Source organism: Tissierella sp. P1 (assembly GCF_002266425.1).
In the GTDB taxonomy this organism is placed as follows: Bacteria; Bacillota; Clostridia; order Tissierellales; family Tissierellaceae; genus Tissierella; species Tissierella carlieri.
This window is the reverse complement of record NZ_NPMN01000004.1, coordinates 33,766-57,533: the sequence shown is the minus strand read 5'-3', so window position 1 is coordinate 57,533 and position 23,768 is coordinate 33,766. Positions and strand designations below refer to the sequence as shown.

The 23,768-nt window shown below is 33.2% G+C and carries 20 protein-coding genes and 1 pseudogene; 2 read left to right on the top strand and 19 right to left on the bottom strand.

Translation table 11 applies throughout. The annotated features are described in order from the left end of the window. Positions 1-17: 17 nt before the first annotated feature. From CIW83_RS03890 to CIW83_RS03870, 6 genes and pseudogenes are all read right to left on the bottom strand, one after another. Positions 18-727 (bottom strand): annotated as a pseudogene (locus CIW83_RS03890) (ABC transporter ATP-binding protein). Next, on the bottom strand, positions 727-1,494 hold the full coding sequence (locus tag CIW83_RS03885; RefSeq protein WP_094899563.1) for an ABC transporter ATP-binding protein: 768 nt from the start codon (positions 1,492-1,494) through the stop codon (positions 727-729). The pseudogene CIW83_RS03890 and the gene CIW83_RS03885 overlap by 1 nt, the downstream one beginning before the upstream one ends. Next, entirely contained in the window at positions 1,481-2,293 is an 813-nt protein-coding gene (locus CIW83_RS03880; protein WP_201259666.1) for a branched-chain amino acid ABC transporter permease, read from the bottom strand. The genes CIW83_RS03885 and CIW83_RS03880 overlap by 14 nt, the downstream gene beginning before the upstream one ends. Beyond that, positions 2,290-2,544 carry a branched-chain amino acid ABC transporter permease gene (locus CIW83_RS24185; protein WP_201259665.1) on the bottom strand — a complete coding sequence of 85 codons (255 nt, stop codon included), beginning with the start codon at positions 2,542-2,544 and terminating at the stop codon, positions 2,290-2,292. The genes CIW83_RS03880 and CIW83_RS24185 overlap by 4 nt, the downstream gene beginning before the upstream one ends. 3 nt (positions 2,545-2,547) lie before the next feature. Further along, positions 2,548-3,441: a branched-chain amino acid ABC transporter permease gene (locus tag CIW83_RS03875; protein WP_094899562.1), complete on the bottom strand. Its 894-nt coding sequence runs from the start codon at positions 3,439-3,441 to the stop codon at positions 2,548-2,550. 23 nt (positions 3,442-3,464) lie between these two features. After that, complete coding sequence (locus CIW83_RS03870; RefSeq protein ID WP_094899561.1) at positions 3,465-4,625, bottom strand: ABC transporter substrate-binding protein; 1,161 nt, start codon at positions 4,623-4,625, stop codon at positions 3,465-3,467. Between the two features lie 401 nt (positions 4,626-5,026). On the opposite strand from CIW83_RS03870, the gene CIW83_RS03865 reads away from it, so the two are divergent. Next, positions 5,027-7,108: a methyl-accepting chemotaxis protein gene (locus CIW83_RS03865; protein ID WP_094899560.1), complete on the top strand. Its 2,082-nt coding sequence runs from the start codon at positions 5,027-5,029 to the stop codon at positions 7,106-7,108. Positions 7,109-7,217: 109 nt separating this feature from the next. On the opposite strand, the gene CIW83_RS03860 is transcribed toward CIW83_RS03865, so the two are convergent. From CIW83_RS03860 to CIW83_RS03815, 12 genes are all read right to left on the bottom strand, one after another. After that, positions 7,218-8,846 (bottom strand): amidohydrolase, encoded by a 1,629-nt coding sequence (locus CIW83_RS03860; protein WP_201259664.1) that lies wholly within the window; start codon positions 8,844-8,846, stop codon positions 7,218-7,220. Positions 8,847-8,937: 91 nt separating this feature from the next. Further along, positions 8,938-10,284, bottom strand: a complete 1,347-nt coding sequence (gene allB / locus CIW83_RS03855; protein WP_094899559.1) for an allantoinase AllB — start codon at positions 10,282-10,284, stop codon at positions 8,938-8,940. Between the two features lie 38 nt (positions 10,285-10,322). Then, positions 10,323-11,663, bottom strand: a complete 1,341-nt coding sequence (locus CIW83_RS03850; protein WP_094899558.1) for an NCS1 family transporter — start codon at positions 11,661-11,663, stop codon at positions 10,323-10,325. 297 nt (positions 11,664-11,960) lie between these two features. Further along, positions 11,961-12,272 carry a hypothetical protein gene (locus CIW83_RS24645; protein WP_304440610.1) on the bottom strand — a complete coding sequence of 104 codons (312 nt, stop codon included), beginning with the start codon at positions 12,270-12,272 and terminating at the stop codon, positions 11,961-11,963. Positions 12,273-12,304: 32 nt separating this feature from the next. Then, positions 12,305-13,174, bottom strand: coding sequence for an alanine--glyoxylate aminotransferase family protein (locus CIW83_RS03845; RefSeq protein ID WP_304440609.1), 870 nt, complete (start codon positions 13,172-13,174; stop codon positions 12,305-12,307). A 13-nt stretch (positions 13,175-13,187) separates the two neighbouring features. Next, entirely contained in the window at positions 13,188-13,346 is a 159-nt protein-coding gene (locus CIW83_RS22090) for a hypothetical protein (RefSeq protein ID WP_158220005.1), read from the bottom strand. A 385-nt stretch (positions 13,347-13,731) separates the two neighbouring features. Then, positions 13,732-15,096, bottom strand: a complete 1,365-nt coding sequence (locus CIW83_RS03840; RefSeq protein ID WP_094899557.1) for an NCS1 family transporter — start codon at positions 15,094-15,096, stop codon at positions 13,732-13,734. Between the two features lie 15 nt (positions 15,097-15,111). Beyond that, the gene (gene allB / locus CIW83_RS03835; protein WP_094899556.1) at positions 15,112-16,470 is read right to left on the bottom strand and encodes an allantoinase AllB; all 1,359 of its coding nucleotides are present in this window, start codon (positions 16,468-16,470) and stop codon (positions 15,112-15,114) included. Positions 16,471-16,727: 257 nt separating this feature from the next. Further along, positions 16,728-17,966, bottom strand: a complete 1,239-nt coding sequence (gene allC, locus CIW83_RS03830) for an allantoate deiminase (protein ID WP_094899555.1) — start codon at positions 17,964-17,966, stop codon at positions 16,728-16,730. A 198-nt stretch (positions 17,967-18,164) separates the two neighbouring features. Continuing rightward, positions 18,165-19,304 carry an alanine--glyoxylate aminotransferase family protein gene (locus tag CIW83_RS03825; protein WP_201259663.1) on the bottom strand — a complete coding sequence of 380 codons (1,140 nt, stop codon included), beginning with the start codon at positions 19,302-19,304 and terminating at the stop codon, positions 18,165-18,167. A gap of 28 nt (positions 19,305-19,332) precedes the next feature. Beyond that, positions 19,333-19,680 (bottom strand): cupin domain-containing protein, encoded by a 348-nt coding sequence (locus CIW83_RS03820; protein WP_094899553.1) that lies wholly within the window; start codon positions 19,678-19,680, stop codon positions 19,333-19,335. A gap of 172 nt (positions 19,681-19,852) precedes the next feature. Further along, a complete protein-coding gene (locus tag CIW83_RS03815; RefSeq protein ID WP_094899552.1) occupies positions 19,853-21,091 on the bottom strand; it encodes a dicarboxylate/amino acid:cation symporter in 1,239 nt (412 codons plus the stop codon). 191 nt (positions 21,092-21,282) lie between these two features. Between CIW83_RS03815 and allE the strand changes: the two genes are divergently transcribed. Further along, positions 21,283-22,047 carry a (S)-ureidoglycine aminohydrolase gene (gene allE / locus CIW83_RS03810; protein ID WP_094899551.1) on the top strand — a complete coding sequence of 255 codons (765 nt, stop codon included), beginning with the start codon at positions 21,283-21,285 and terminating at the stop codon, positions 22,045-22,047. A 56-nt stretch (positions 22,048-22,103) separates the two neighbouring features. Here the strand turns inward: allE and CIW83_RS03805 are convergent, their stop codons facing one another. Continuing rightward, positions 22,104-23,759 (bottom strand): PucR family transcriptional regulator ligand-binding domain-containing protein, encoded by a 1,656-nt coding sequence (locus CIW83_RS03805; protein ID WP_094899550.1) that lies wholly within the window; start codon positions 23,757-23,759, stop codon positions 22,104-22,106. Positions 23,760-23,768 lie beyond the last annotated feature (9 nt).

The following is a 23,768-nucleotide window of genomic DNA, read 5'->3' as shown; positions in this document are numbered from 1 at the left end:
CTGTGCATTGTCAATTGTCATTTTGCTTCTCCTAAATATGCAGTTTTTACTTTTTCATCATTTAATAGCTCCTGACCTGGTCCTTCAAGCACCAAGGATCCTGTCTCTAAAACATAGGCATAATCAGCTATTTCTAGAGCCTTCTTCGCATTTTGTTCAACCAATAGGATCGTATTTCCTTGGCTGTGAATTTCCTTTATGATATCAAATATATCTTTAACCAGTAATGGAGCTAATCCTAATGAGGGTTCATCTAACATTAATACCTTTGGTCTTATCATCATAGCCCTTCCTACGGCAAGCATCTGCTGTTCTCCACCAGAAAGAGTTCCTGATTTTTGCCAAGACCTTTCCTTTAATCTAGGAAATAGATCATATACCTTATCCATATCTTTCTTTATCTCAGCCATATCACGTCTTGTATAGGCCCCAAGAATCAGATTTTCTTCTACAGTAAGATTAGCAAATACCCTTCTCCCTTCAGGAGATAAAGCTATACCTTTCTTTACTATATCCATTGTCTTAAGGTTAGTTAAATCATCTCCATCATATTCTACTTTTCCATCCTCTTTTTTCACCAAATTCATAATAGCTCTTAGGGTAGAAGACTTTCCTGCTCCATTTGCACCTATTAAGGTAACTATTTTATTTTCCTCGATATTAATATTTATACCTCTTAGGGCCTTAATGCCCCATAACTAACATGAAGATTTTTTATAGTAAGCATTATTCCACCCCCAAATAAGCTTCAATAACTCTAGAGTTGTTTTGGATCTCTCCTGGATTACCTTCTGCTATTGAAATTCCATGATCTAATACAAATATCTTTTCACAGATTCCCATAACAACTTCCATGTGATGTTCTATCAAAAATATGGTTAAGTCAAATTCATTTTTTATATCACCAATAAACTCCATTAATTCCTGAGTCTCTTGAGGATTCATTCCTGCTGCCGGCTCATCTAATAAAAGCAGCTTTGGGTCTGTTGCTAAAGCTCTAGCTATTTCTAATCGTCTTTGTTTACCATAAGGAAGAGAAAACGCTTTCTCTTCTTTCTCTTCATATAAACCTACCTTTTGAAGTAAGTATTTAGCTTTCTCCATCATCTTCCTTTCTTCTCTGTTGTAATTTGGCAATCTCAATACAGAAGAAAATATACCTGATTTAAGTCTTAAATGGTTTCCTATAAATACATTATCAAGAACTGATAGTTCTTTGAATAATCTAATGTTTTGGAAAGTACGACATATGCCAAGCTTTGCTATTTGATCTGGTCGAAGGTCGGATATTATCCCTTCACTTCCTCCAGGATTAAAAATGACTTGCCCCTCTGTTGGCTTATATACTCCTGTAACCACATTAAATACAGTAGTTTTCCCTGCCCCATTAGGTCCAATTAGTCCAACAATTTCTCCGTCTTTAATATCTGCCGTAAAGTTGTTTACTGCAATAACCCCACCAAATCTCATAGTTACATTATCAATTTTTAGCATATCTACCCCTCACTTTCCCTAGGGTGTTTTTTATAAATCCGTCCTTTTTAAATATAACTACTAACATTAGAATCAGCGAAAATACTACCATTCTAAGACCTGGTAATGCAGGTGTTGTAACAAATCCTAGATTCATAGACTCATCTAAGAATCTAAGAGCCTCCATTGCTATAGTAATTACAACTGCTGCTACAGCAGTACCATTTATATTTCCCATACCACCTAATACGACCATTAGAAGAATGTTGAAAGTAAGGGCAAATTTAAATAAGGTTGGATCTATTGTTCCCAAAGATGCTGCTAATAGGCCTCCTCCAATCCCCGCAAAAAATGAACCAATAGTAAAGCTCATTACCTTATGTTTAAATAAATTGATACCCATAGATCTAGCAGCAATCTCGTCTTCACGAATTGCTTTGAATGCTTTACCATAGCTACCTTTCATCAATAGCTTCATAAATACAATAGTAAGAATAGCTATACCCCAAGCCCATAGGAGATTAGTTCTTTGTGATACTCCAAAAAGTTCAGATACCCTCTCATTTATGAGTAATTTTGGTATTCCTTTAAGTCCTAGGGAACCATTGGTTATACTTTGAAGATTGATAATTACAACTCTAATAATCTCTGAAAATCCTAAAGTTGCAATAGCTAGATAGTCATCAGTCAATTTTAATACTGGAGCACCAATTAAAAATCCAAATAAAGCTGCCATTAATCCACCCATAATTAATGCAAAGATAAATGACATATTAAGATTTAAAAGCACTGGCATCATTGGTTTCATGTAGAAATTCATTTCCTTAGCTGCTGTAGCATAGTAAGGATAGCCACAGTATAGGCTCCTATTGCCATAAAACCTGCATGTCCCAAAGAAAATAATCCTGTAAAACCATTAATTAGATTCATACTTAAAGCAAGTATTATATATATTGCACAAAGATTTATGATTGTAACTTGATAATTGTCTAAATAAATATTTAGAAAAAACAATCCAACTAAGGCTATTACTATTAATGATATATTAAAAAGCAATTTATTCTTCTTCATAGGCTACACCTTCTCCGCTATTTTTTCTCCCATTAAACCTGTTGGTTTAACAAGAAGTATTATAATCAGTAGTATAAAGGCAAATGCATCTCTATAGCCTGTTAGTTCAGGTAAAAATGCTATAAGGAGTATCTCACCCAGCCCTAGAATAAATCCTCCTAGAACTGCACCAGTAATATTCCCTATTCCTCCAATTACTGCTGCTATAAAGCATTTAAGTCCAGGTAATACGCCCATATGAGGCATAAGTTGAGGATATTTTATTCCCCACATAATACCACCTACAGCTGCTAAAAATGAACCTATAAAGAAAGTAGTAGATATTGTTCCATTAATATTTATTCCCATTAAGCTAGCTGCTTCGTAGTCCTTAGATAATGCTCTCATTGCCATACCAGTTCTTGTCTTTTGAATGAAGAAATTTAAACCAATCAAAAGAATTACTGTAACTATGGGGATTATAAAGTTTACAAGTGATATTGAAACTCCTCCAATATTCGCTACTTTATCAAAAATTTCAGGGGTTGGGAAGGCCTTAGGCCTCCCTCCAAATACTAATACGCCTAGGTTTTGTAATAAGAATGACGCTCCTATAGCAGATATAAGAATGGTAATTCTCGGTGAACCCCTTAAAGGTTTATAAGCAAGTCTTTCTAACATTAATCCCAAAATTCCAGTAATAACTGAGGAAAGTATAAATACTATATACCAAGGTATTGGAGTATATGCTATACCATAATAAGTCAAATATACACCTAGCATAAAAATATCTCCATGGGCAAAGTTTATAAGCCTTAATATTCCATAAACCATAGTATATCCAATAGCAATTAGAGCATAAAGACTTCCTAAGGAAATACCATTAGCCATATGTTGTGAAAATTCTTGTATGCTCATCATAATTCCTCCATTTAGTCCTTTTATTTTATTGGTTCTACTGTTGTTAAGTAAACAAACTTGCCATCTTTAACTTGATTTATGACTGCAGATTTAACAGCATCTCCATTTTCATCTAAAGTAATAACTCCAGTTGAACCCACAAAGTCCTTAGTTGCTGCAATCTTATCTCTTATAACAACTGAATCTGTTGAGCCAGCCTTTTCAATAGCATCTATAATTACCATATAAGCATCGTAACCTAGAGCTGCAAAAGCATTGGCTTCTTTACCGTATTTAGCTTTATAATCTTCTAGGAAAGTCTTAGATACCTCAGTTACAGGAGACTCTGATGTAAAGTGAGTACTATATACTGCCCCTTCTACTGCCGCTCCACCTATTTCTATAAATTCTGGAGCTTCCCAAGTATCTCCACCAAGTATAGGAGCTGTAATGCCTAAGTCTCTTGCTTGCTTAATCAATAATGCTGATTCACCATAATTTCCTGGAGCAAATATTACATCTGGATTTAATGATTTGATATTAGTAAGTTGAGCTGAGAAGTCTTGATCTCCTGTATTATAAGAAGTTTTACCAACTATAGAATCTGCAGAGCCAGTTAATTCTATAAAAGCTTGTTCAAAATATGTGGAAAGTCCTACGGAATAATCTTGCTGTACGTCTTGTATTATAGCTGCTTTCTTTGCACCTAAGTCTTTAAATGCATAGTTAGCCATAACTGTACCTTGGAATGGATCAATGAAACATACTCTAAAATAATAATCATTATTTAAAGTAACAAGTGGGTTAGTAGGTGAACAACCTACTGCTGGAATCTGTGCAGCTTTAACGATATCTCCCGCTGCCATGGATAATGAACTGCCGTAGCTACCAATGATTGCAACTACTTTGTCCTTATCAATAAGTCTTGATGCCGCATTTGCTGCTTCAACCTTATCCGATTTATTATCTACTATAACTAAGTCTACTTTTTTGCCTAATACTGTTCCCAATTTTTCATTAGCTAGCTTAATACCTTCTACTGTCATCTCTCCACCAGCTGCACTAGCACCAGTCATAGGTTCAAATACGCCTATTTTAATAACATCGCTATCTGAGCCAGATGTTTGTTTTGTGCCACATCCTGCTAATAACCCTAGCACTAAAATTGCTGACAAAATAAATAAAAATGCCTTTTTCTTCATTTAAATTCCTCCCTTTTATTTTATTAAAGGCATGAATGATTACACGCCCTAAATACATAAATAATTTAAAGTTTGCAGGAATTATTATGTCACCTTTTAATTTGAACTTGACTTAAATGGGTTTCAAAAAAGGCTTCCTTAATGTATTTAGTTTAAATAGAAGCCTTTATTATTCTATCAGTATATCACTTAGTTGTGATAAAGTCAATTGCGTAACTTTTATCAATTTTTTGAAACTATTTTATTATTTGAAAAATCTGTTATATCCTACTTGATTAATCTCTTATATCTAACTTATTTAAATTAATTATATCTATAATTGAAATTTAGTATGTGACCAACTGGAAAATATAGGGTATAATAATACTCGATATAATACATTGCCACGAGGAGTGAATAATGTGATTCAAACTAAAGACAAAACTAAGAAAAAGAAAAGAAAAAGTATTGGAACCGCTTTAATGTTAACCCTTACACTAATCATTGTTACATTCTCCGCCATTGTAGGTACTACTACATATCTCATTGCTAAAAATTCTCTAATTAATTCATCGGAAGAATTATTACTAAACAAAGCAATTGATTCTGCAAACATTGTAGAGTCAAGAATACAAATGTATATTTCTTCCATAGAGCCTCTAGGGAACTTTGAATTTTTAGGAGATCCTAGCATACCATGGGAGGAAAAATTAGAATTACTTAAAGTTGAAAAAGGTAGATTAGGGTTAACAGGTATTGGCATTGCAGATACAAGAGGAAATTTAATCTTAGACAATAATAATACCGTAACTGTATTAAATTATGACTATTTCAAAATAGCCAATAATGGTAAATCATATTTTTCTCAACCATTCTATAATAGCCAATCTAAAAATATGGATGTAGCCATTTCCACCCCGATCAAATTTAATAACAAAATAGTAGGAGTCATCATAGCTTTTAAGGATGCAAATGAATTTTATGGTTTAGCGAGTGATATTAGAATTGGCGATACTGGCTTTGCTTATCTTTTAAACGAAGATATAGATATTGTTTCTCATCCAACTGTAGTATCTGGTGCTACCAGTGATACAACTGTGTCTAGTGCCACTAATGGCGGAATTGAGACTAAGGTTAGTTTCAACACCTTGACTGAAAGAGTATCAGCGAGTTCTAAGTCAGATGTAGAAAAGATAATAGAAAATATAGGAAAAAAAGAATCTGGAGTTGGGCAATATGAAGAAGATGGTAAAATTATTCATTTAGGATATGCACCTATTCCATCTAAAGGGTGGACAATCATCGTAAATATCACTGAAAATGAAATCTTAAAAGACTTAAATTCCTTGAAAAAAACTTTGATTACTATTGGAAGCATATTATTAATTATTGGCTTAGCTTTATCATATCTTATTAATCGTGGAATAATCGATAAAATTATTGATATGAGCAATAAAACGAAGCATTTATCAGAGCTAGATTTAACATTTACCATAGATAAAAAAGTTCTAAATAGAGAAGATGAACTTGGAATTATGGCACAGGCTATCCAAAAGGTAATCGATAGTATAAAAGGATTCGCTATTGAAACTCAGAGCTCTTCTCAGCTTGTAGCAGCATCATCTCAAGAGTTGGCTGCCATAACGGAAGAATCTTCAGCCGCCTCCACGTCTATAGCTGAATCTGCCAATAATATATCTGAAAAATCTCATGTTCAGTTACAAGAAATACTCAAAGTATCAACTGAAATGAACAATGTATTGAACCAATTTACAATTGCATTAGATGAAAGCACATTAGTAGAAAAACTTAGTAAAGAAGCCTTTGAAAATACAGATAAGGGTAAAAAAGCTGTAGATGAAGTAATAGAACAAATGGACAATATAAAAGATAGCACTAATAAAGTAAAGCTTTATCTTGAGGATATAAACAATAGCTCTAAAAAAATGGATGAAATTTTAATAGTTATCCAAAACATAGCAGAACAAACAAATTTACTTGCTCTAAATGCAGCTATAGAAGCAGCAAGGGCTGGGGAAGCCGGAAAAGGATTTTCTGTAGTAGCTGATGAAATTAGAAAACTTGCTGACCAAACTAAAGACTCTACAGATGAAATCAATGATATCATTAAAAACAATCATGATCTAATAATAGATACAAGCCGCCATATGGAATTTAGTAACGAAGAGGTAAACAAAGGGATAAAAAAAGTTAATGACACTAAAAAAACCTTTGATTATATAGCCAAGATTATTGATGATATGAATTCAGGTATGTCTAAAAGTGCAAGAGCTATAACCAATGTTGGTAGCAGTATAGATGAAGTAGTGAATTCCATTCAAACGGCAGAATCCATATCACATGAAGTAGCTGAACAAATCTATAATGTTTACTCAGCAACTGAGGAACAAATGGCATCTATGGATGAAATCACTGGATCTACAGATTCCTTAGCTAGATTAGCTGATAATCTACAAGAAATATTTAGAAATATAAAATTATAATTAATAAGTAACAAAAACGGTGCAACCTCAGCCACCTAGATTTTATAGTTATATAGAGAATCTATTTCTAACTAACTATATATGGCGGCTGGGACGGCCACCGTTTTTGTTACTTATTTTCAAATACTATTTCTCCCCCAAATATGGTAGCTACCACATCTACATCCTTTATACTATCTTCTTCTATATTAAATATATCTTTCGACAATATAACCATATCTGCAAGCTTTCCCTCTTCTAATGATCCCTTTATATTTTCTTCAAAGGAAGCATAAGCTCCTCCCATGGTATAGCCATATACTGCCTCTTCAACTGTTAACTTTTGATTTGGCAACCATCCTCCAGCAGGATTTCCCTCTAGATCTTTTCTAGTAACAGCTTCGTATATTCCCTTCAACACATTAAATGTCTCAACTGGAGAGTCGGACCCACAGGCTATAGGTACATTTCTGTCTAACATAGATTTCCAATTATATGAAGTTTTTTCCCTATCCTCTCCAACCCTATCCTTTACAATTTTCCAATCATAATCTAAAAATATAGGCTGTATATAAGCTATTGCTTTTAATTCTGAAAACTTTTCCAGAAGCTCTTCATCAGTTATCTGACAATGAACTATACCATGACGATGATCTTCTTTAGGATTCTTACTCAGAGCTTTTTCCATACTTTCAAAAGCCATATACATGGCCTTATCTCCTATGCCATGGATTGCTGTTTGCATATTATTGCTATTAGCTAAATCTACTATAGCATCTAATTCTTTTTGACTAATAGTAGTTATTCCTTTTGTATTAGTATCATCAGAGTAAGGTTCAACTAAAGCTGCGGTCCTAGCACCTAAAGAACCATCTATCAACAATTTCAAAGGTCCTATTTTAAAAAATCTATCACCCCAAGAAGTTCTATACCCTTTTTCTATAAATCCTTGCAATTCATCTATATCAGGAATTAAACACTGCTCATATATCCTCATTTTCAATTTATTTTCTTCTTTTAACTCTTGGTATGCTAATATTACTTTCTCGTAATCTCCATCTGAAAATGCACCTAAATCGTCAGTTCCAACAGAAGTAATACCACATCTATTCATATCTCTAATAGCATCTACCATCATATCTTTTATCTCTTCTATTGTAGGGCTTGGAAGATTACCGTATACTAATCCAACGGCATTTTCCCTAAATATACCTAAAGGCTCTCCCTTCTCATCTAAATCAAAATGGCCTCCATTTACTTGTGGTGTGTCTTTTGTTATATTTAATAATTCTAATGCCTTACTATTTACTACAACAATATGTCCGCATGCCCTTCCGATTAAAATAGGATGATCTAAAGATATGTTATCTAAATCATATCTTGTTGGAAATCTTTTTTCTCCCTGAAAGTAATCCTGATTCCAGCCTCTGCCATTAATCCATTCTCCTTTTTCTATACACTTCTCTTCAATAGCTCTCCTAATCCTATTACTTATGTCATCTATAGAATTAGTTCCTACAAGATCTATCCTTTTTAAAGAATGTCCATAACTTAATAAATGCATATGGCTGTCATTAAATCCAGGTACAACAACTTTGCCTTTTAAATCATAAACTATTGTATTATCTGTCTTAAGTGATATTATTTCCTGAGTCCTACCAACTTTTTGGATAATATCCTCCTTCACTGCAATGGATTCGAACATATTTCTTTCTTCATCCATAGTATAGATTTTCCCATTTATTAATATTAAGTCCACTAAATCCCCTCCTTATATAATTATATTATACTACAAAAAACTAAAATAACTTTAGATTAAGGTAACCAAAATCTAAAGTTATTTTAATATATTAAGGTCTCAAAAATTTTCCTATAGGTTCAGATACTATTTTCCCATCTTGGAATATAGTCTTTCCTCTAAGAATTGTTCGTGCAATCTTTCCTTTAAAGTTCAATCCTACAAGCGGACTTACTTTATGCATATAAAATAAATCCTCATTTTTTAAGACAAAACTTTCATTTAAGTCAACTAAAACCACATCCGCATCATATCCTATTTTTATTGCACCTTTATTTTTTATTCCAAATCTTTCTGCTGGATTTAGTGATATAAGTTTGAAAACATCTATAAGTGATAGTCCTCTATTATGATATCCTTCAGTAAGCATTACATTCATTGTAGATTGACAGCCTGATATTCCTCCCCATACCTTGAAGAAGTTGCTATCTTTCTTTAATTCAAATGGTGCTGGTGAATGATCTGAGCAAACTATATCCACATTCCCTACAAGAACATGTCCCCATAGTTTTTCTTTTGTGTCCTTTGCTCTAAGAGGTGGACAGCATTTCCCTATTGCCCCTAATCCTTCTAAATCATCTTCTGTAAATGTTAAATATTGAGAAACAGTTTCACAGGTTACATCTATACCTTTTTTTCTAGCTTCAGCAACTAGCTGAACTCCTCTTGCAGTACTAATATGGGCAATATGAAGTTTACACTTTGTTTCTTCAGCAAATAATATAACTCTTTGAACAGCTTCAATTTCTGAAATCTCTGGTCTAGAGTTTAGGAAATCCCTAGGTGTAGTTTTACCTTCTTTTATAAACTTGTCTGTTAGTTTATTTGTTATGTCCCTATTTTCAGCATGCACTGATACTGGTAATCCCAGTTTAGCAGCGATTTCCATACCCTTGTATAATGTCCAATCGTCTGCACCTTCAAATTCTTCCAGACCGCTAAAACATGTAAAGGCTTTAAAGCCAACTACTCCTCTTTCTGCTAATTCTTCTAGATTTTCTAAATTATTAGGTGTTAATCCACCCCAGAAGCTATAATCAACAAGCGAATTTCTCTTAGCTGCCTCAAGTTTTAAATCAAAATTCTCTCCATTTGTTGTTACAGGTGTTGAATTAAGCGGCATATCTGTAAATGAGGTCATTCCTCCAGCTGCAAGAGAAGATGTGCCAGTAAGTAATGATTCCCAATTTGTACGACCTGGTTCATTAAAATGAACATGACAATCATAACCACCTGGCAATATATATCTCCCATGAGCATCTATTTCCTCTATGGCAATACCAGTTATTTCAGGCTTCAATTCTACTACTACCCCATCAGCTACAGCAATATCTAGTTTTTCCACTGATTCATCTGTTACTACTATACCATTACGAATGATTAAATCATATTTACTCATAATATTCTCCTCCTATATAACCTTAGATTCCTAGATTTTTACCAGTAGGTTTTTGCTGATGGCATTTTTTTCATTAAAATATAATATGTTAATGCTGTAGGTGGCAGACTTGCATACCATGATAATCTTACTTCTAATAGAGCTACAATTGCACCTACTGCAATAGCAATAATTGCTGCCCAATTTATTCCTTTAAAAGGTCCTTCTTCATTATATAAATCTGCCAAATTAATTTTTTCTTTTTTAATAAAGAAGTAATCAACTATAAGTACTGCAAATATTGGTCCTAAAAATGCTGAGTACGCTTGTACAAATAGATTAAGTCCTGCTGCTGACTCTGGACTAATTAACTTCCATGGAAATGTAGCAAATGAAAGTAATCCAACAATTATAGCAGATTTTTTGAAGGAAAGTTTAAATGTATCCATCAATACATATGAAGGAGGTAATATATTGTTCAAAACATTAGTAGTAATCTGTGCTGCTGCTATGAATATCATCGTTACAATTACTAAGAATTGATTGTCTACTGCTGACGAGAATACATCTATTGGATTAGCCATTCCAGTAGCAGTTGATACTATAAGTCCTATCATACCCATGAATATAGTTATTGGTAATATAGCTGCCCAATATATTAATCCTGTAATTGCAGGTTTTGTTCCTTGCTTGTAGTTTCTTACATAATCTCCTACATTTAAAAGTACTGTACAGTTAACTCCTGTAAACGCTGTAACTCCTCCCCAGAAAGGTAAACCCCAGGACCCTTTGAAATCTACAATTTCTGAAGATATTACTGCACCGTATTTATTTATTACACTAAAGAACATATAAGTAAGCGTTAAGAGAATAAATATTGAACCTATGTTTTCTAGCCATTTGATTCCCTTAAATCCTGTAGTTGCTAAAGCAATTTGTATTAATTGAAAAAGTATAAAAAATAACACTTGGTTTTCATACCCAAATAATGAATATGATACCATATTAATAGCTGATGCTCCTACCCATGATTGGAAGCCAAACCATATTATAGCTGGAACCCCTCTTATAAAGCCTGGAAGCTTAGAGCCTTTTATACCAAAGGCAGATCTAAGTTGAATAGTATAAGGAACACCATATTTGTGACTAAATTTACCATTAAACACTAATCCAACTGCCACAACTGTTGCTCCTATAAACATGGCTACTAATGCTTGAACAATGTTAAGTTCATGAGTCATACTTGAGCCTAAGGTAAATGTACCTATTGATACACAACCACCTAACCATGCAAACAAATAAGACCAGTTATCTAAAATACGTTCCTTTACAGGATATAAGGATTCATCCTGTCCGTCATGCCCAATACCATCTACAATAGCATTATCTACTGTACTCATTGTCCAACCCCCCAATTAATATTAACTTCAACAAAAGCATATAAAATTTTACGCACAGCTTATGAGATCCTATTTCCTCCTTTTTTATTTTACTTATGAACATTATATTATTTTTAACAATCTTTTGTTTATCCTTTATAGATAAAAGAATTCTTCCAATTTATCCCATTAGTGCAAAGGGAATTTTTGACAATAAAATAATCAAGTTTTTTACTGTTTAATACTGAGAAAGCCTCGAGAAAATAAGTATCATTTATGGTGCCAGGCACCATAAATGATACTTATTTTTTCTTAATTCTATCTTTTCTCCTCATATACATCTAAAGCTGCTTGTAAGGCTTCTCCTCTATTTACAATAGCCCCATTTCTAATTAAAGAAGTTTCCAAAGCAGAAAGTACTTTTAGTATATTTTCCTTACGACTGCTATATCCCATGGAACCTATCCTCCATATCTTACCTGATAAAGAGCCAAAGGCTGCTGCTATCTCCACCCCAAAATCTTCTATCATTCTCTCACGAATTTCATCCTCTTTGATTCCTTCTGGTACATATACGCATGTTACTGTCGGCAATTTATTTACCTTATCACCAAATATATGAAGTCCCATAGCTTCTATACCTGCTACCAGTGCTTTCTCATTTAATGCATGACGGGCAATTCTACCTCAAGTCCTTCCTCTTTGATTATTCTAAGTCCTTCCCTTAAGGCATATAGCATAGAAGTTGACTCTGTATGATGATTTAGTCTAGTTGGACTCCAATATTCTTGTATTTGGCTTAAATCTAGGTAATTTGAACTTATCATCCTGTCATTATAAGAATCTATCTGTAATCCTTGCTCAACTTTTTTCCTTTCACTTAATATCTTTTCTACTCTTTTATTATATGTTAAAGGTGCCATCCCTGTAGGTACTGATAAGCACTTTTGTGTTCCAGTAATGACAGCGTCTATATTCCAGTCATCAGTCTTAAATTCTGTACCTGTCAAAGTAGCTACTGCATCGACTACTAACAGAATGTCATTTTCACGACAAAATTTACCTAGCTCTTCTAAGGGCTGCATACGGCCTGTTGAGGTTTCTCCATGAACTACTGCTACTACCTTAGGATTTACTTTTATTATTTCATTTTTCAAATCTTCAAACTCATAGGTTTTACCCCATTGGATTTCTGTCGTATATACGTCTCCTCCAGCTCTTCTAGATAGCTCTGTCATAAGATGACCAAATCTACCGAATATGGGGATATAAACCTTATCATTAGGCTCTATTATACTTGAAATTACAGCCTCTATTCCTGCCCTAGCAGTTCCATCTACTGGAAAAGCTTGATGATTTTCAGTTTGGAATATATATCTAGTTAATTCCATTGTTTCATCCATTATTTGTAAGAAATTAGGATCATATTGACCTAATATTGGTGCACTCATAATCCTTAACACTCTTGGTTCTGCTTCTGCAGGACCAGGTGTCATTATAGTTCTTTGCGGTATTACCAACTCTTTATACATATAGATTCCTCCCTTAATATTTAGAAACATCTCCTAACAATATCTCTCTGAATGTACCACTTTTATATCCCATTTTTATTAGTCCCATTGCTGAGCTTAATACAGCATGTTTAGCCTCCATAATAAAGCTTACACAAGTTTCCTTAGCTATTTTGCTAAGTTTTTCTTCCATTAATAAACTGAAATCGTAGAATCAAAAATTTTAGCATCTTCCAAATTAAAGATTTCTGTGGATAATTCATCACCTGTCTTTAATCTATCCACTAATTTATCTACAACTTCTCCTCATATACACATATTAAATAAAGAAATAGCCTTATCTTTACCCTTATTTCCATTATTCTATAAAATGCAGCTAAATTACCTATCAAATGTTGATAAAGAAATCATATCTCTTATATCCTAAGTGGATAATAACTTATATAAAAAGCCCCATCCTAAGTAGATTACTTAAGATGAAGCTTTTATGGTTTTGTTAAGTGTTAATTAGATATCTTCGAAAAAGTAAGCAACTTTAAAAAATCAAAGCTGAATGATTTCATCTATAACAATTACATTTATTCGAAAATAGTTCCTTTTCTAAATGGAGCAGCTTTCTTCATATTTTTCATTAGGAAATAATATAATAGCCCTGTTGGTAATAAACTTGCATACCATGATATTTGAACAAAGAATAAGGATACTATTGAACCAGCGATTATTGCTATAACTCCAGCCCAGTTGATTCCTTTAAAAGCTCCATCTGCATTATAATAATCGTTCAAGTTTAATTTTTTCTTTCTAATGATGAAATAATCTACTACAAGTACTGCAAATATAGGTCCTAAGAATGCTGAATATATTTGAACGAATAATGACAATCCACCTGCAGATTCTGGTCTTACTAACAACCATGGGAATGTACATATAGACAAAATCCCAACTAAAATTGCAGATTTCTTATAAGATAAATGGAATGTATCCATAAGTACATAAACAGGAGGAACTATATTATTTAGTACATTTGTTGTAACTTGTGCAAATGCAACAAACATAAGTGTCATAATTGTTAGAAACTGATTATCCATAGCAGTTGAAAATACAGCCACTGGATCATTATTACCTGTAGCTCCAGAAACCATAAGTCCAATTAATCCCATAAATAATGTAGCTGGAAGAATAGATAACCAATAAAGACTTCCTGTCATAGCTGGCTTAGTTTCTCTTTTTAACTCTCTGGAATAGTCAGACCCATTTAAAATCATTGTTGAATAAATTCCTAAAAATGCAGTAGTTCCACCCCAGAATGGCAGTCCCCATGTACCTTTAATATTAGTTATAGTAGCCGCTACCTCCACCCCATATTTTGTATATACAGTATAAAACATATAACCAAGAATTCCTAATATAAAGACTACAGATATATTTTCCAACCATTTAATTCCGTGAAATCCGTTGATTGCTAGAATAACTTGTAATGCAGTGAAAAGAACAAATACTATCGGCAAATTATCAAATCCTGTTAAGGTTTTTAAGCTTACATTTATAGCTCCAGCACCTACCCAAGATTGAAATCCAAACCAAACAATTGCAGGTATTCCTCTAAGGAAACCTGGTATTTTAACTCCACGGAAACCAAAAGAACTCCTAGCTTGAACAGTAAAAGGTATCCCATATTTATGCCCTGCAGACCCTGATAATACAAGTGCTATAGCTATAACAGAACATCCAATTGCCATAGCAAGAATTGCTTGAGTTAAATTTAAAACTCCAATCAAACTAGCTCCCATGGAAAAAGTTCCTATGGAAACACATCCTCCTAAAAAAGCTGCTAGATAAGAAAGATTATCCATTATTCTTTCTTTCGTAGGTAATAGTTCTGGCTTAGCTCTGTCAATATATACTTGATCTATCTCGGTCATTTTATTCTCCATTGTAGTCATCCTATTTCCTCCATCCTAATTTTCTTTTTTCACTAATTGACCATAACCTTTTTTACCAACTACATTATTTTCTTCTGCTACAACTTCTCCTCTTAAAATAGTGCAAACTGGTAACCCTTTTCCTTTTAATCCTACAAATGCTGAGATTTTGTTAACATATTGTAGAGACTCTGGTGTAATCTCCCATTCCTTTTCTGGATCTAGAATTACTAGATCTGCATCAAAGCCTACTTCAATTGCACCTTTTCTTCCATATAATCTAAAAGCCTTAGCCGGTCCTTCACTTAATGTACGTGCTAATATGGTTGGAGAATATCCTCTCTTAACAACTCCTTCGCTAAATGTAACTTGCATTACATTTTGAATACCACTGATTCCACCCCATGCACCAAATATTCCATGAGTATCTTCATCTTTTTCTTCAAGGGCACAAGGAGAATGATCTGAACTAACACAGCTTAAAGTTCCATTATCTACATATTCCCACATCTTTTCAACAGCCTCTGCCTCTCTTAATGGTGGAGCACATTTAAACAAGCTACCATTCTTCACAACATCATCTCTATTAAAAGTTAAATAATGGCTGCAAGTCTCCCCTGTAACATCTATACCTTCTTGCTGTGCTTCTTGAATAACCTCTGCAACTGCTGGATGACTTACATGACAAATATGAACCTTTGCCCCTACTTCCTTTGCTAAATCAATAATATTTTTAGTAGACATCACTTCAGCTATTAGAGGACGAGAGTCTAGGAAGTCTTCCCATGTTTGTTTCTCTTTTCTCTTCGCTCTTCCTTCTTCCCATTTAATAATTGAATAGTCTTCGCAATGGAATCCTGCCCTTGCATCAGCAGTTTTTAATATTTCAAGAGCCCCTCTCACTTGTCCCATAGTAAGTGAAACATAATCTGGAGATACTGGTCCAATAAAGGATTTAAATGCCACACATCCTCTTCTATCTAGCTCAACTAAGGAATTTAAATTATAGTCTACTAGACCTCCCCAAAAGCAATAATCTACATAAGCATTTGGCGAAACAGTATTGTATTTATCGTCAAAAATCTTGCCATTAGTTAATGCTGGTTCATTCTGTAAAGGCATATCTATAACAGTAGTTATTCCACCAACAGCTGCTGCCGCTGTACCATGGGCATAATCTTCTCTCCATGTATATCCAGGATCATTTAGATGAGCATGGGTATCTATGGCTCCTGGGAATACGTATTTACTATCTGCATCGATAACCTTTTTAGCTTCTATATCAGATTCTGGTGCTACTATTGCTGCTATTTTTCCATCTTTCACACAAATATCAGCCTTATAAATTCTTTGTGATGTAACCACTTGACTATTTTTTACAATTAAATCAAACATTCTCTCCCCTCTTTCTTAGAGTATTAGATAATTATTAAATATATATTTATGACTTAATAACATTATATTATTTTTAACAAAGTTAAGGTTTATCCTATATGGATAAAAAAATTTTATCGATTTATCCCATTAATTTAAAGCCAATCTTTATCAAAAATTAGATAAAGTCTTAATACTTCACTCTAAAAGAAAATAACTTTCCTTTTAACTCTAGGACTAAAAAGAAAGTTATTTTAGTATAATTTTATTTAATATTATTATTTATATGCTAAATTATATAAAGTTTCTATTAAAACTTTAATACCTTCTACCAAATCCTTTGCTTCTGTAAATTCAGCTGGATTATGGCTAATACCTTTATGGCTTGGTACAAATATTAATGCTGTTGGTATATGCTCTGCAAATATTTGAGAATCATGACCTGCTCCGCTATGCATTAGCTTATAATTTATAGCCTTTGCTTCACATTGCTCTTTTATAGTATTAACAAGATTAGAATCCATAGCCACTGGTTCTCCATCCATATAGTTATTTATACTAATTTTCAAATCCAACTTTACAGCGATATCTTTAAGTTTTTCTATTACTTCATCTGTAAACTTAATCATTACATCTTTGTTTGTATGTCTTACATCTAGTGAAAATATTACCTTGCCCGGTACAACATTTGTAGTATTTGGTACTACTTCTACTTTACCTACAGTAGCCACTAATGGATCTCCATAATTTACAGCAAGGTCCATTATTTCTGAGATCATTCTGCTTGTTCCATTCATTGCATCTCTTCTATATCCCATAGGAGTTGTGCCTGCGTGATTAGCCTCACCTTCAACTTCTATCATATATCTTTTTTGTCCCACTATATGCTCTACTATTCCTATTGATTTTTTTTCTATTTCAAGTACTCCGCCTTGCTCTATATGAAGCTCGATAAAAGCTTTTAAATCTTCTCTAATTTTACTGTTTTTAAAGTCAAATCCTGCATTATGCATAGCCTCGATGAATCCTACTCCATCTTCGTCTTTTAACTCAGCTACTGTTTCTCTATTAACTGAACCTATTATATTTTTTGAGCCCCAAAATGTAAATGGAAACCGACTTCCTTCCTCTTCTGCCATAGCTACTACTTCTATATTTCTGATTGGTTGCCCGTAGGTATCTCTTAGATATTCCATCGCAACAATTCCACCTATTATACCTAACTGACCATCTAGTTTTCCTCCATTTACTACTGTATCTATATGAGAACCTGTCAATATGGTTTCATCCTTAAAAGTACTTCCTTCTAGTCTGGCGAAAAGATTACCTACTTCATCAGAGTAAGCTATAAATCCTTTTCCTTTTAATAGTTGTTTCAGTGCTTCCTGAGTTTGTTTCCAAACATCTGTATATAATAATCTAGTGATACCGCCCTCTGAACTCTCTCCCATTTTACTTAGCCATTCAATAAAATCAATAGTTTCATTCTCCAGATCTAACGGCTTTATAGTATCCATTTTTGACACTTCCTTTCGTAAAAAATTTGTGAAAAATCTATCTTAATACTCTATTACTAATATATTACCTTTACTAAACTAATTCATTATCTATTGTGGATAAAAGAATTACTGAAACTTATCAAAATTATATAAAACATTAAAAGAATATCGTCCTATGGCTTACCACCATAAGACGATACTCCAAACTCCAACCTTTTATCTTAAATTCCCTAATAAAGTACCTACGCCTTTACCAACTTCGATTTCAATCCCACATCTTATTAAAGTTCTTTCAATAGCTCCCATAACTGACACTAGATAGTGTTCATCTATATTACCCATATGTCCAAATCTGAACATTTTACCTGCATAAGCTGCAAGTCCTCCTGCTACTACAGCACCTTCTTCTGCCAATATCTTTCTGAACTCTACATCATTTATCCCATCCATATACAACACATTTGATAAAGTAACTGCTCTATGTTCTTTATCTGCAAGAATAGTAAATCCCAGAGCTTCAAGAGCTGCTTGTGTAGCCTTTGCATACTTAATATGTCTTTGGTATCTATTTTCAATACCTTCTTTTTTAATTATATTTACAGATTCCTTTAAAGCCCAAATAAGGTTTACTGCTGGTGTAGCAAAGTATTTTGAAGGATCCTCCATTATTGGTATCCACTTTTCAAAGTCAATATAATAATCTGGAATCATGCCAAATGATTTTCTTCTAGCTAATGCTTTTTCACTTGCCCAAAGTATAGCTAATCCTGGGCATACTCCAAATGCTTTCTGTGACCCTGTTAAAAGAACATCTATATTCATAGAATTTAATTTCTCTGGCTCTCCTGCTGTAGCACAAACTCCATCTACAATATATAAAGTTTCTGGGAACTTCTTCATCATCTCTCCGATTTCTGCTACTGGAGCAGCAACTCCTGTTGAAGTATCTACATGAGTTACAGTCATAGCATGGTAATGTTTTTGTGACAGTTTCTTTTCAATGTCTGAAACTGGTACTATTTGTCCCCATTCAGATTGAATCACATCTACATTAATACCTCTTCTTTCACAGATTTCAATAAATCTGTTACCAAAGAATCCATGAGATACAATAAGTATATTGTCTCCAGATCTCATAGTATTAGCTATTGACATTTCCATTGACATAGTACCTGTACCAGCTATTACAAAAACTTGACCTGTTGCATCCCATAATTCCATCATATCATTTAGCAACTCTTTATAATCTTTTATAAAGTTTGGGTCACCAAAAGCAACTGTTTCCCTACCCATTTCATCTTGAATACTTCTTACTACAGGTGTTGGACCTGGTATTGCTACTAATTTTTGTACCATAACTATATACCTCCTAATATTTTATAAATTAATTGTATAGAATTAACATAATATATTCTAAATCTTCTTCTCCTGCTGATTCAATTGAGTGGGATTCACCATCTCTACAGATAGCTAAATCTCCTGGTTCAAGTATTGTTTCTACACCATTCTCATTATATAATGCCTTACCTTTTAATATAAAATATGCTTCCTGATCTCCTTCATGAGTATGATATCCAATAGAATTACCTGGCTTTATAATTGATTTCCCATAGAGCCTTCCTTTACCTAAAAAATCTTCCATCTCAAAGAAATTCACTACAGTTACATGACCTTTTCCACCTTTAAGTCCATCGATTACTTCTATATTATAATCCTTAGATCTTCTTATCATTTCTGCACCTCTCTAATTTTATTTTATATTTCATACCTAATATCATTATATATCTTAATGCTCTCTTATATTGGAAAATATAAATGGCATTAATTATCCATTAAGGATAAACAATGACAAAGAACCCCTTATCACAACCCATATGGATTATTACTCAGGGTTCTCTAAAAACCTATTGTGTATTAGAACTGGTAATTACTTTTTTACCATTAAATATATCATAATCAAGCTCTTTTTCGTCAACTGCTATCATCATGGCAACTAAGGCATCACAATCTACGTTTAATACAGTTCTAAACATCCCTGAGAACCAATCTATACCAGCTAGTAATGCAATACTTTCTGGCGGCAATCCCATTGCCGGTAGAACTGTTGCAAGAGCAACCAAACCACCACCTGGCACTACAACTGTTCCTAAACAAGCTAAAGTTGATAATACTACTATCTTAACTAATTCAGCTATTGACATTTCCATACCAAAAAATTGTGCTAACGTAACACAAGCTAATGATAGATAAAGTGATAATCCATTACTATTAAGGGCCATTCCCAGAGGATTAACTAATCTAGAAATTCTCTTACTTACTCCAAGCTTAATCTCGCTATCTTCCATTTTAGTTGGAAGAGTAATAGCAGAAGAAGTCGTAGTGAAAGCAACAACCGTCATCTTCCAAAGATGTTTAGCTAACCTCATAGGGCTAACCTTGGCATATGCAGCAGAAATGAGGATTAAGAATATCATATAAATAACGGTTCCTATAGCCATACTACCTAAAAACTTAGCTAGTGGAATAATTACTTTAACGCCTATAGATCCAGTAACCCATGCTAATAATGCAAAAATTCCAATCGGTGCAAGGTTCATTACCATTTTAACAACATTTAAAATTGCCACATTGAAATGTCTAATAAAATTGAGAACTACATTATCCTTATCCTGTTTTCCAATTACACTTAATGATAAACCAAATAAAATCGAGAATATAATTGCTTGTATCATATTTGCCTTAGCCATAGCATCGATAATATTAGTAGGGAAGAAACCTACTATCATTTCAGATAATGTTTGCTGAGAGGCAGTTATAGTTGTAGTTCCCATATCCATATTCAGTCCTGCCCCTGGTTTAACTATGTATCCGAGTCCTATGCCGAGAGCTGCTGCCAATGCAGTTAGCCCCATAAACCAAGCAAATATTTTGCCTCCTAATTTCCCAAGTTCTTTAGGGTCTAAGCTTCCCACTGCTTCAATAACTGCACCCATTATTAGAACCACCACTGACATTTGAATTAAACGAAGAAAAATATCTCCGACTACTTTTATTGGACCAATAGCTGGACCTATGATTAGCCCCGCTGCCATTCCAAGAATCATTGCAATCATAATCTTGTTTGTCATATTTAGCTTCTTCATAATATCGCCTCCCAATGTTTGTTATTTATCTAACTTTACGACACATCTCTATTCTACATCTTTATCACAGTCCATCAAGGATAAAAAGCTGTATTATTTTTATCAACAATGGATAAAGGTTTTTGCCCCAATAAATTTCATAATATATATATGATATAATTAATGTAAATTGATTGAAAGGAGAATTAATTATGGGTTATCGTAATGATTTATTAAGCAGTAGATCAATTATAAGACATGGCAGCTATGCTCTTATTACACCAGAAGGACTTGTTAATAATATTATTCCACATTTTGAAAAGTGTAGAATTAGTGTGGTTGCATCTCCAAAACTAGGTGCTAGTTTTGTTCAATATCTAATTAATATGGAAGCTGGCGGAGGAAATACTAAGGGCTTTGGAGGGGATGGTATTGAAACTTTCGTATATGTAGTAGAAGGAAGCCTAGATGTTATCGTTGATGGAACTAAATATGAGTTAACTGAAGGTGGATATGTATATACACCGCCAAGTCTCACCATGATTATTGAAAATAATTCAAAGGAAGGTACAAAATTTGTACTTTATAAGCAAAGATATATTCCTGCCGATGGTATAAAAGAACCATGGGTTGTAAGCAATAATGTTAAAAACCTAGAAGCAATATTTTATGATGATATGGAAGACGTAACTTTAATAGACTTACTACCAACAGATTTATCCTTTGATATGAATTTCCATATTTTAACCTTCCAGCCTGGTGGCTCTCATCCATTCATTGAAACTCACGTTCAAGAACATGGAGCATATTTACTGTCTGGTGAAGGTATGTATAACTTAGATAATAATTGGGTATCAGTGAAAAAAGGTGATTTCATATGGATGGGACCTTATGTACAACAAGCTACTTACGCTATAGGATATGAACCTTTTTCATATGTTTACTCTAAAGACTGTAACAGAGATCCTGAAATATAATATAACTAGATATTAACAGCATAAACTAAAGTAGCTTCCACAATGTGGAAGCTACCTTAGTTTATTATACGAAGAATCTTGAGTCCTACTTCGATTTCAAGCATATTTGCCCTGTTCTCTATATCTAAATTAGTTAATTCCTTTATTCTATTTAGTCTATATAATACCGTTTTATAATGAACAAATAATTCTTCAGCAGTTTTTACTGCATTTAGATTGCAGTGTAAATACTTTTCCAAAGTATCTATAAGTTCATTATTCTTATCTTTATCATACTCTTTAAGTATCCATAAAGATGGATGAACAAATTTCTTCAAATCATCCCTATTTTCATATCTGCATAAAAGCTTATATATTCCTAATTCTTCAAAGGTAGTGATGAAATCCTTTCCAAATATCCTATATCCAAAATTTACTGCATCCTTAGCCTCAGAATAAGACTTACCTATTTCTAAAGGATTTTCTGCTAATCCACCAATTCCTATGGATACCTCAATATTTCCTATTTCATCTGAGATTACTCTTTTGAGTTCCTGTCCAAATTCTTTAATTGCATTATATGAACTTCTTAAATTAGCTCCTTTTTCTATAGGCCACAACATTATTATATAATCACCTTTATTTATAGAGATATAATCTGTAGTATAATAATAAGATACTCTATCTATACGTTTTTTTATTTTATCCATCAATAGATGTAATCCTTCAGTTAAGTTTTTCTTATTATTAATATATTTTTCATATTGACTAATATTTAAGAGAGTGACTATAAATGATCTTTTTAAATTCCAGCCAAATAAATTGCCTCTATCATAGATGCTTTGTATAGAATCTATTCTTTCATTTATCAAATCATCCATTAAATCACCTTTATATTTTAGCTCAACTTCTGTGACTGCTACATCTTTTAACATCTCCAATTTCAATGTAGTTGCAGCACTCTCTAAGGCAATAAAGTCTAATTCCTCCATTATTCTGTTTTTCTCAAGTACACCTAAATATCCTCTTATTTCATTTAACACTTGAATCGGCTCTATTATCATAGTATATATAGTATCATTTGTATTTGGTATTTTCATCTTTAATCCATAAACCGGATAATCCTTTTCTACTAAGCCCTTAATATTATCATCAATTATATCTATATCTTTATATTTAGGATCATTCCAAGCTATTGGAGTTAATTCATTGTTTAATATTATTACTGGATTTTCAACTAAATCTCCAAGGGTTTCTGCAACAGCTGATATCCCCTTCATTTTAAGTGATAGCTTGGTAAATTTTTCGTGGCAATCCTTATAATAATTTAATCTATTGACCTGATCATTAAATATTTCTCCCATGACTGGGTAAGTAATATCAATATATTTTGTATCTCCTGATATTTCAATGATTGGAAAATCTAGTTGATTTCCTAAATCTATTATTTCATCAGGTATAGTAGTTAAAAATCTAGAGGTTTTTATTATTAATGCAGCGGCTTTTTTTTCTGCCAATTCTGTCACTAAGATTTTTTGTGCCTCGATATTTTTGTCAATTGAGTAAAAGCTAGATAAGAGAAGTTCTCCACCTTTAATCCAGTTAGCTATATCTGGCCTCTCTATTATTGTAATACCTTCTACATAAGTATTCTTATTCTCGACTGTTCCTGCCACTAATTTTGCATTCTTAAAACAAGGCATCTTCATTAATCTGCTAAGTAGTATGCCCATGACGCACCT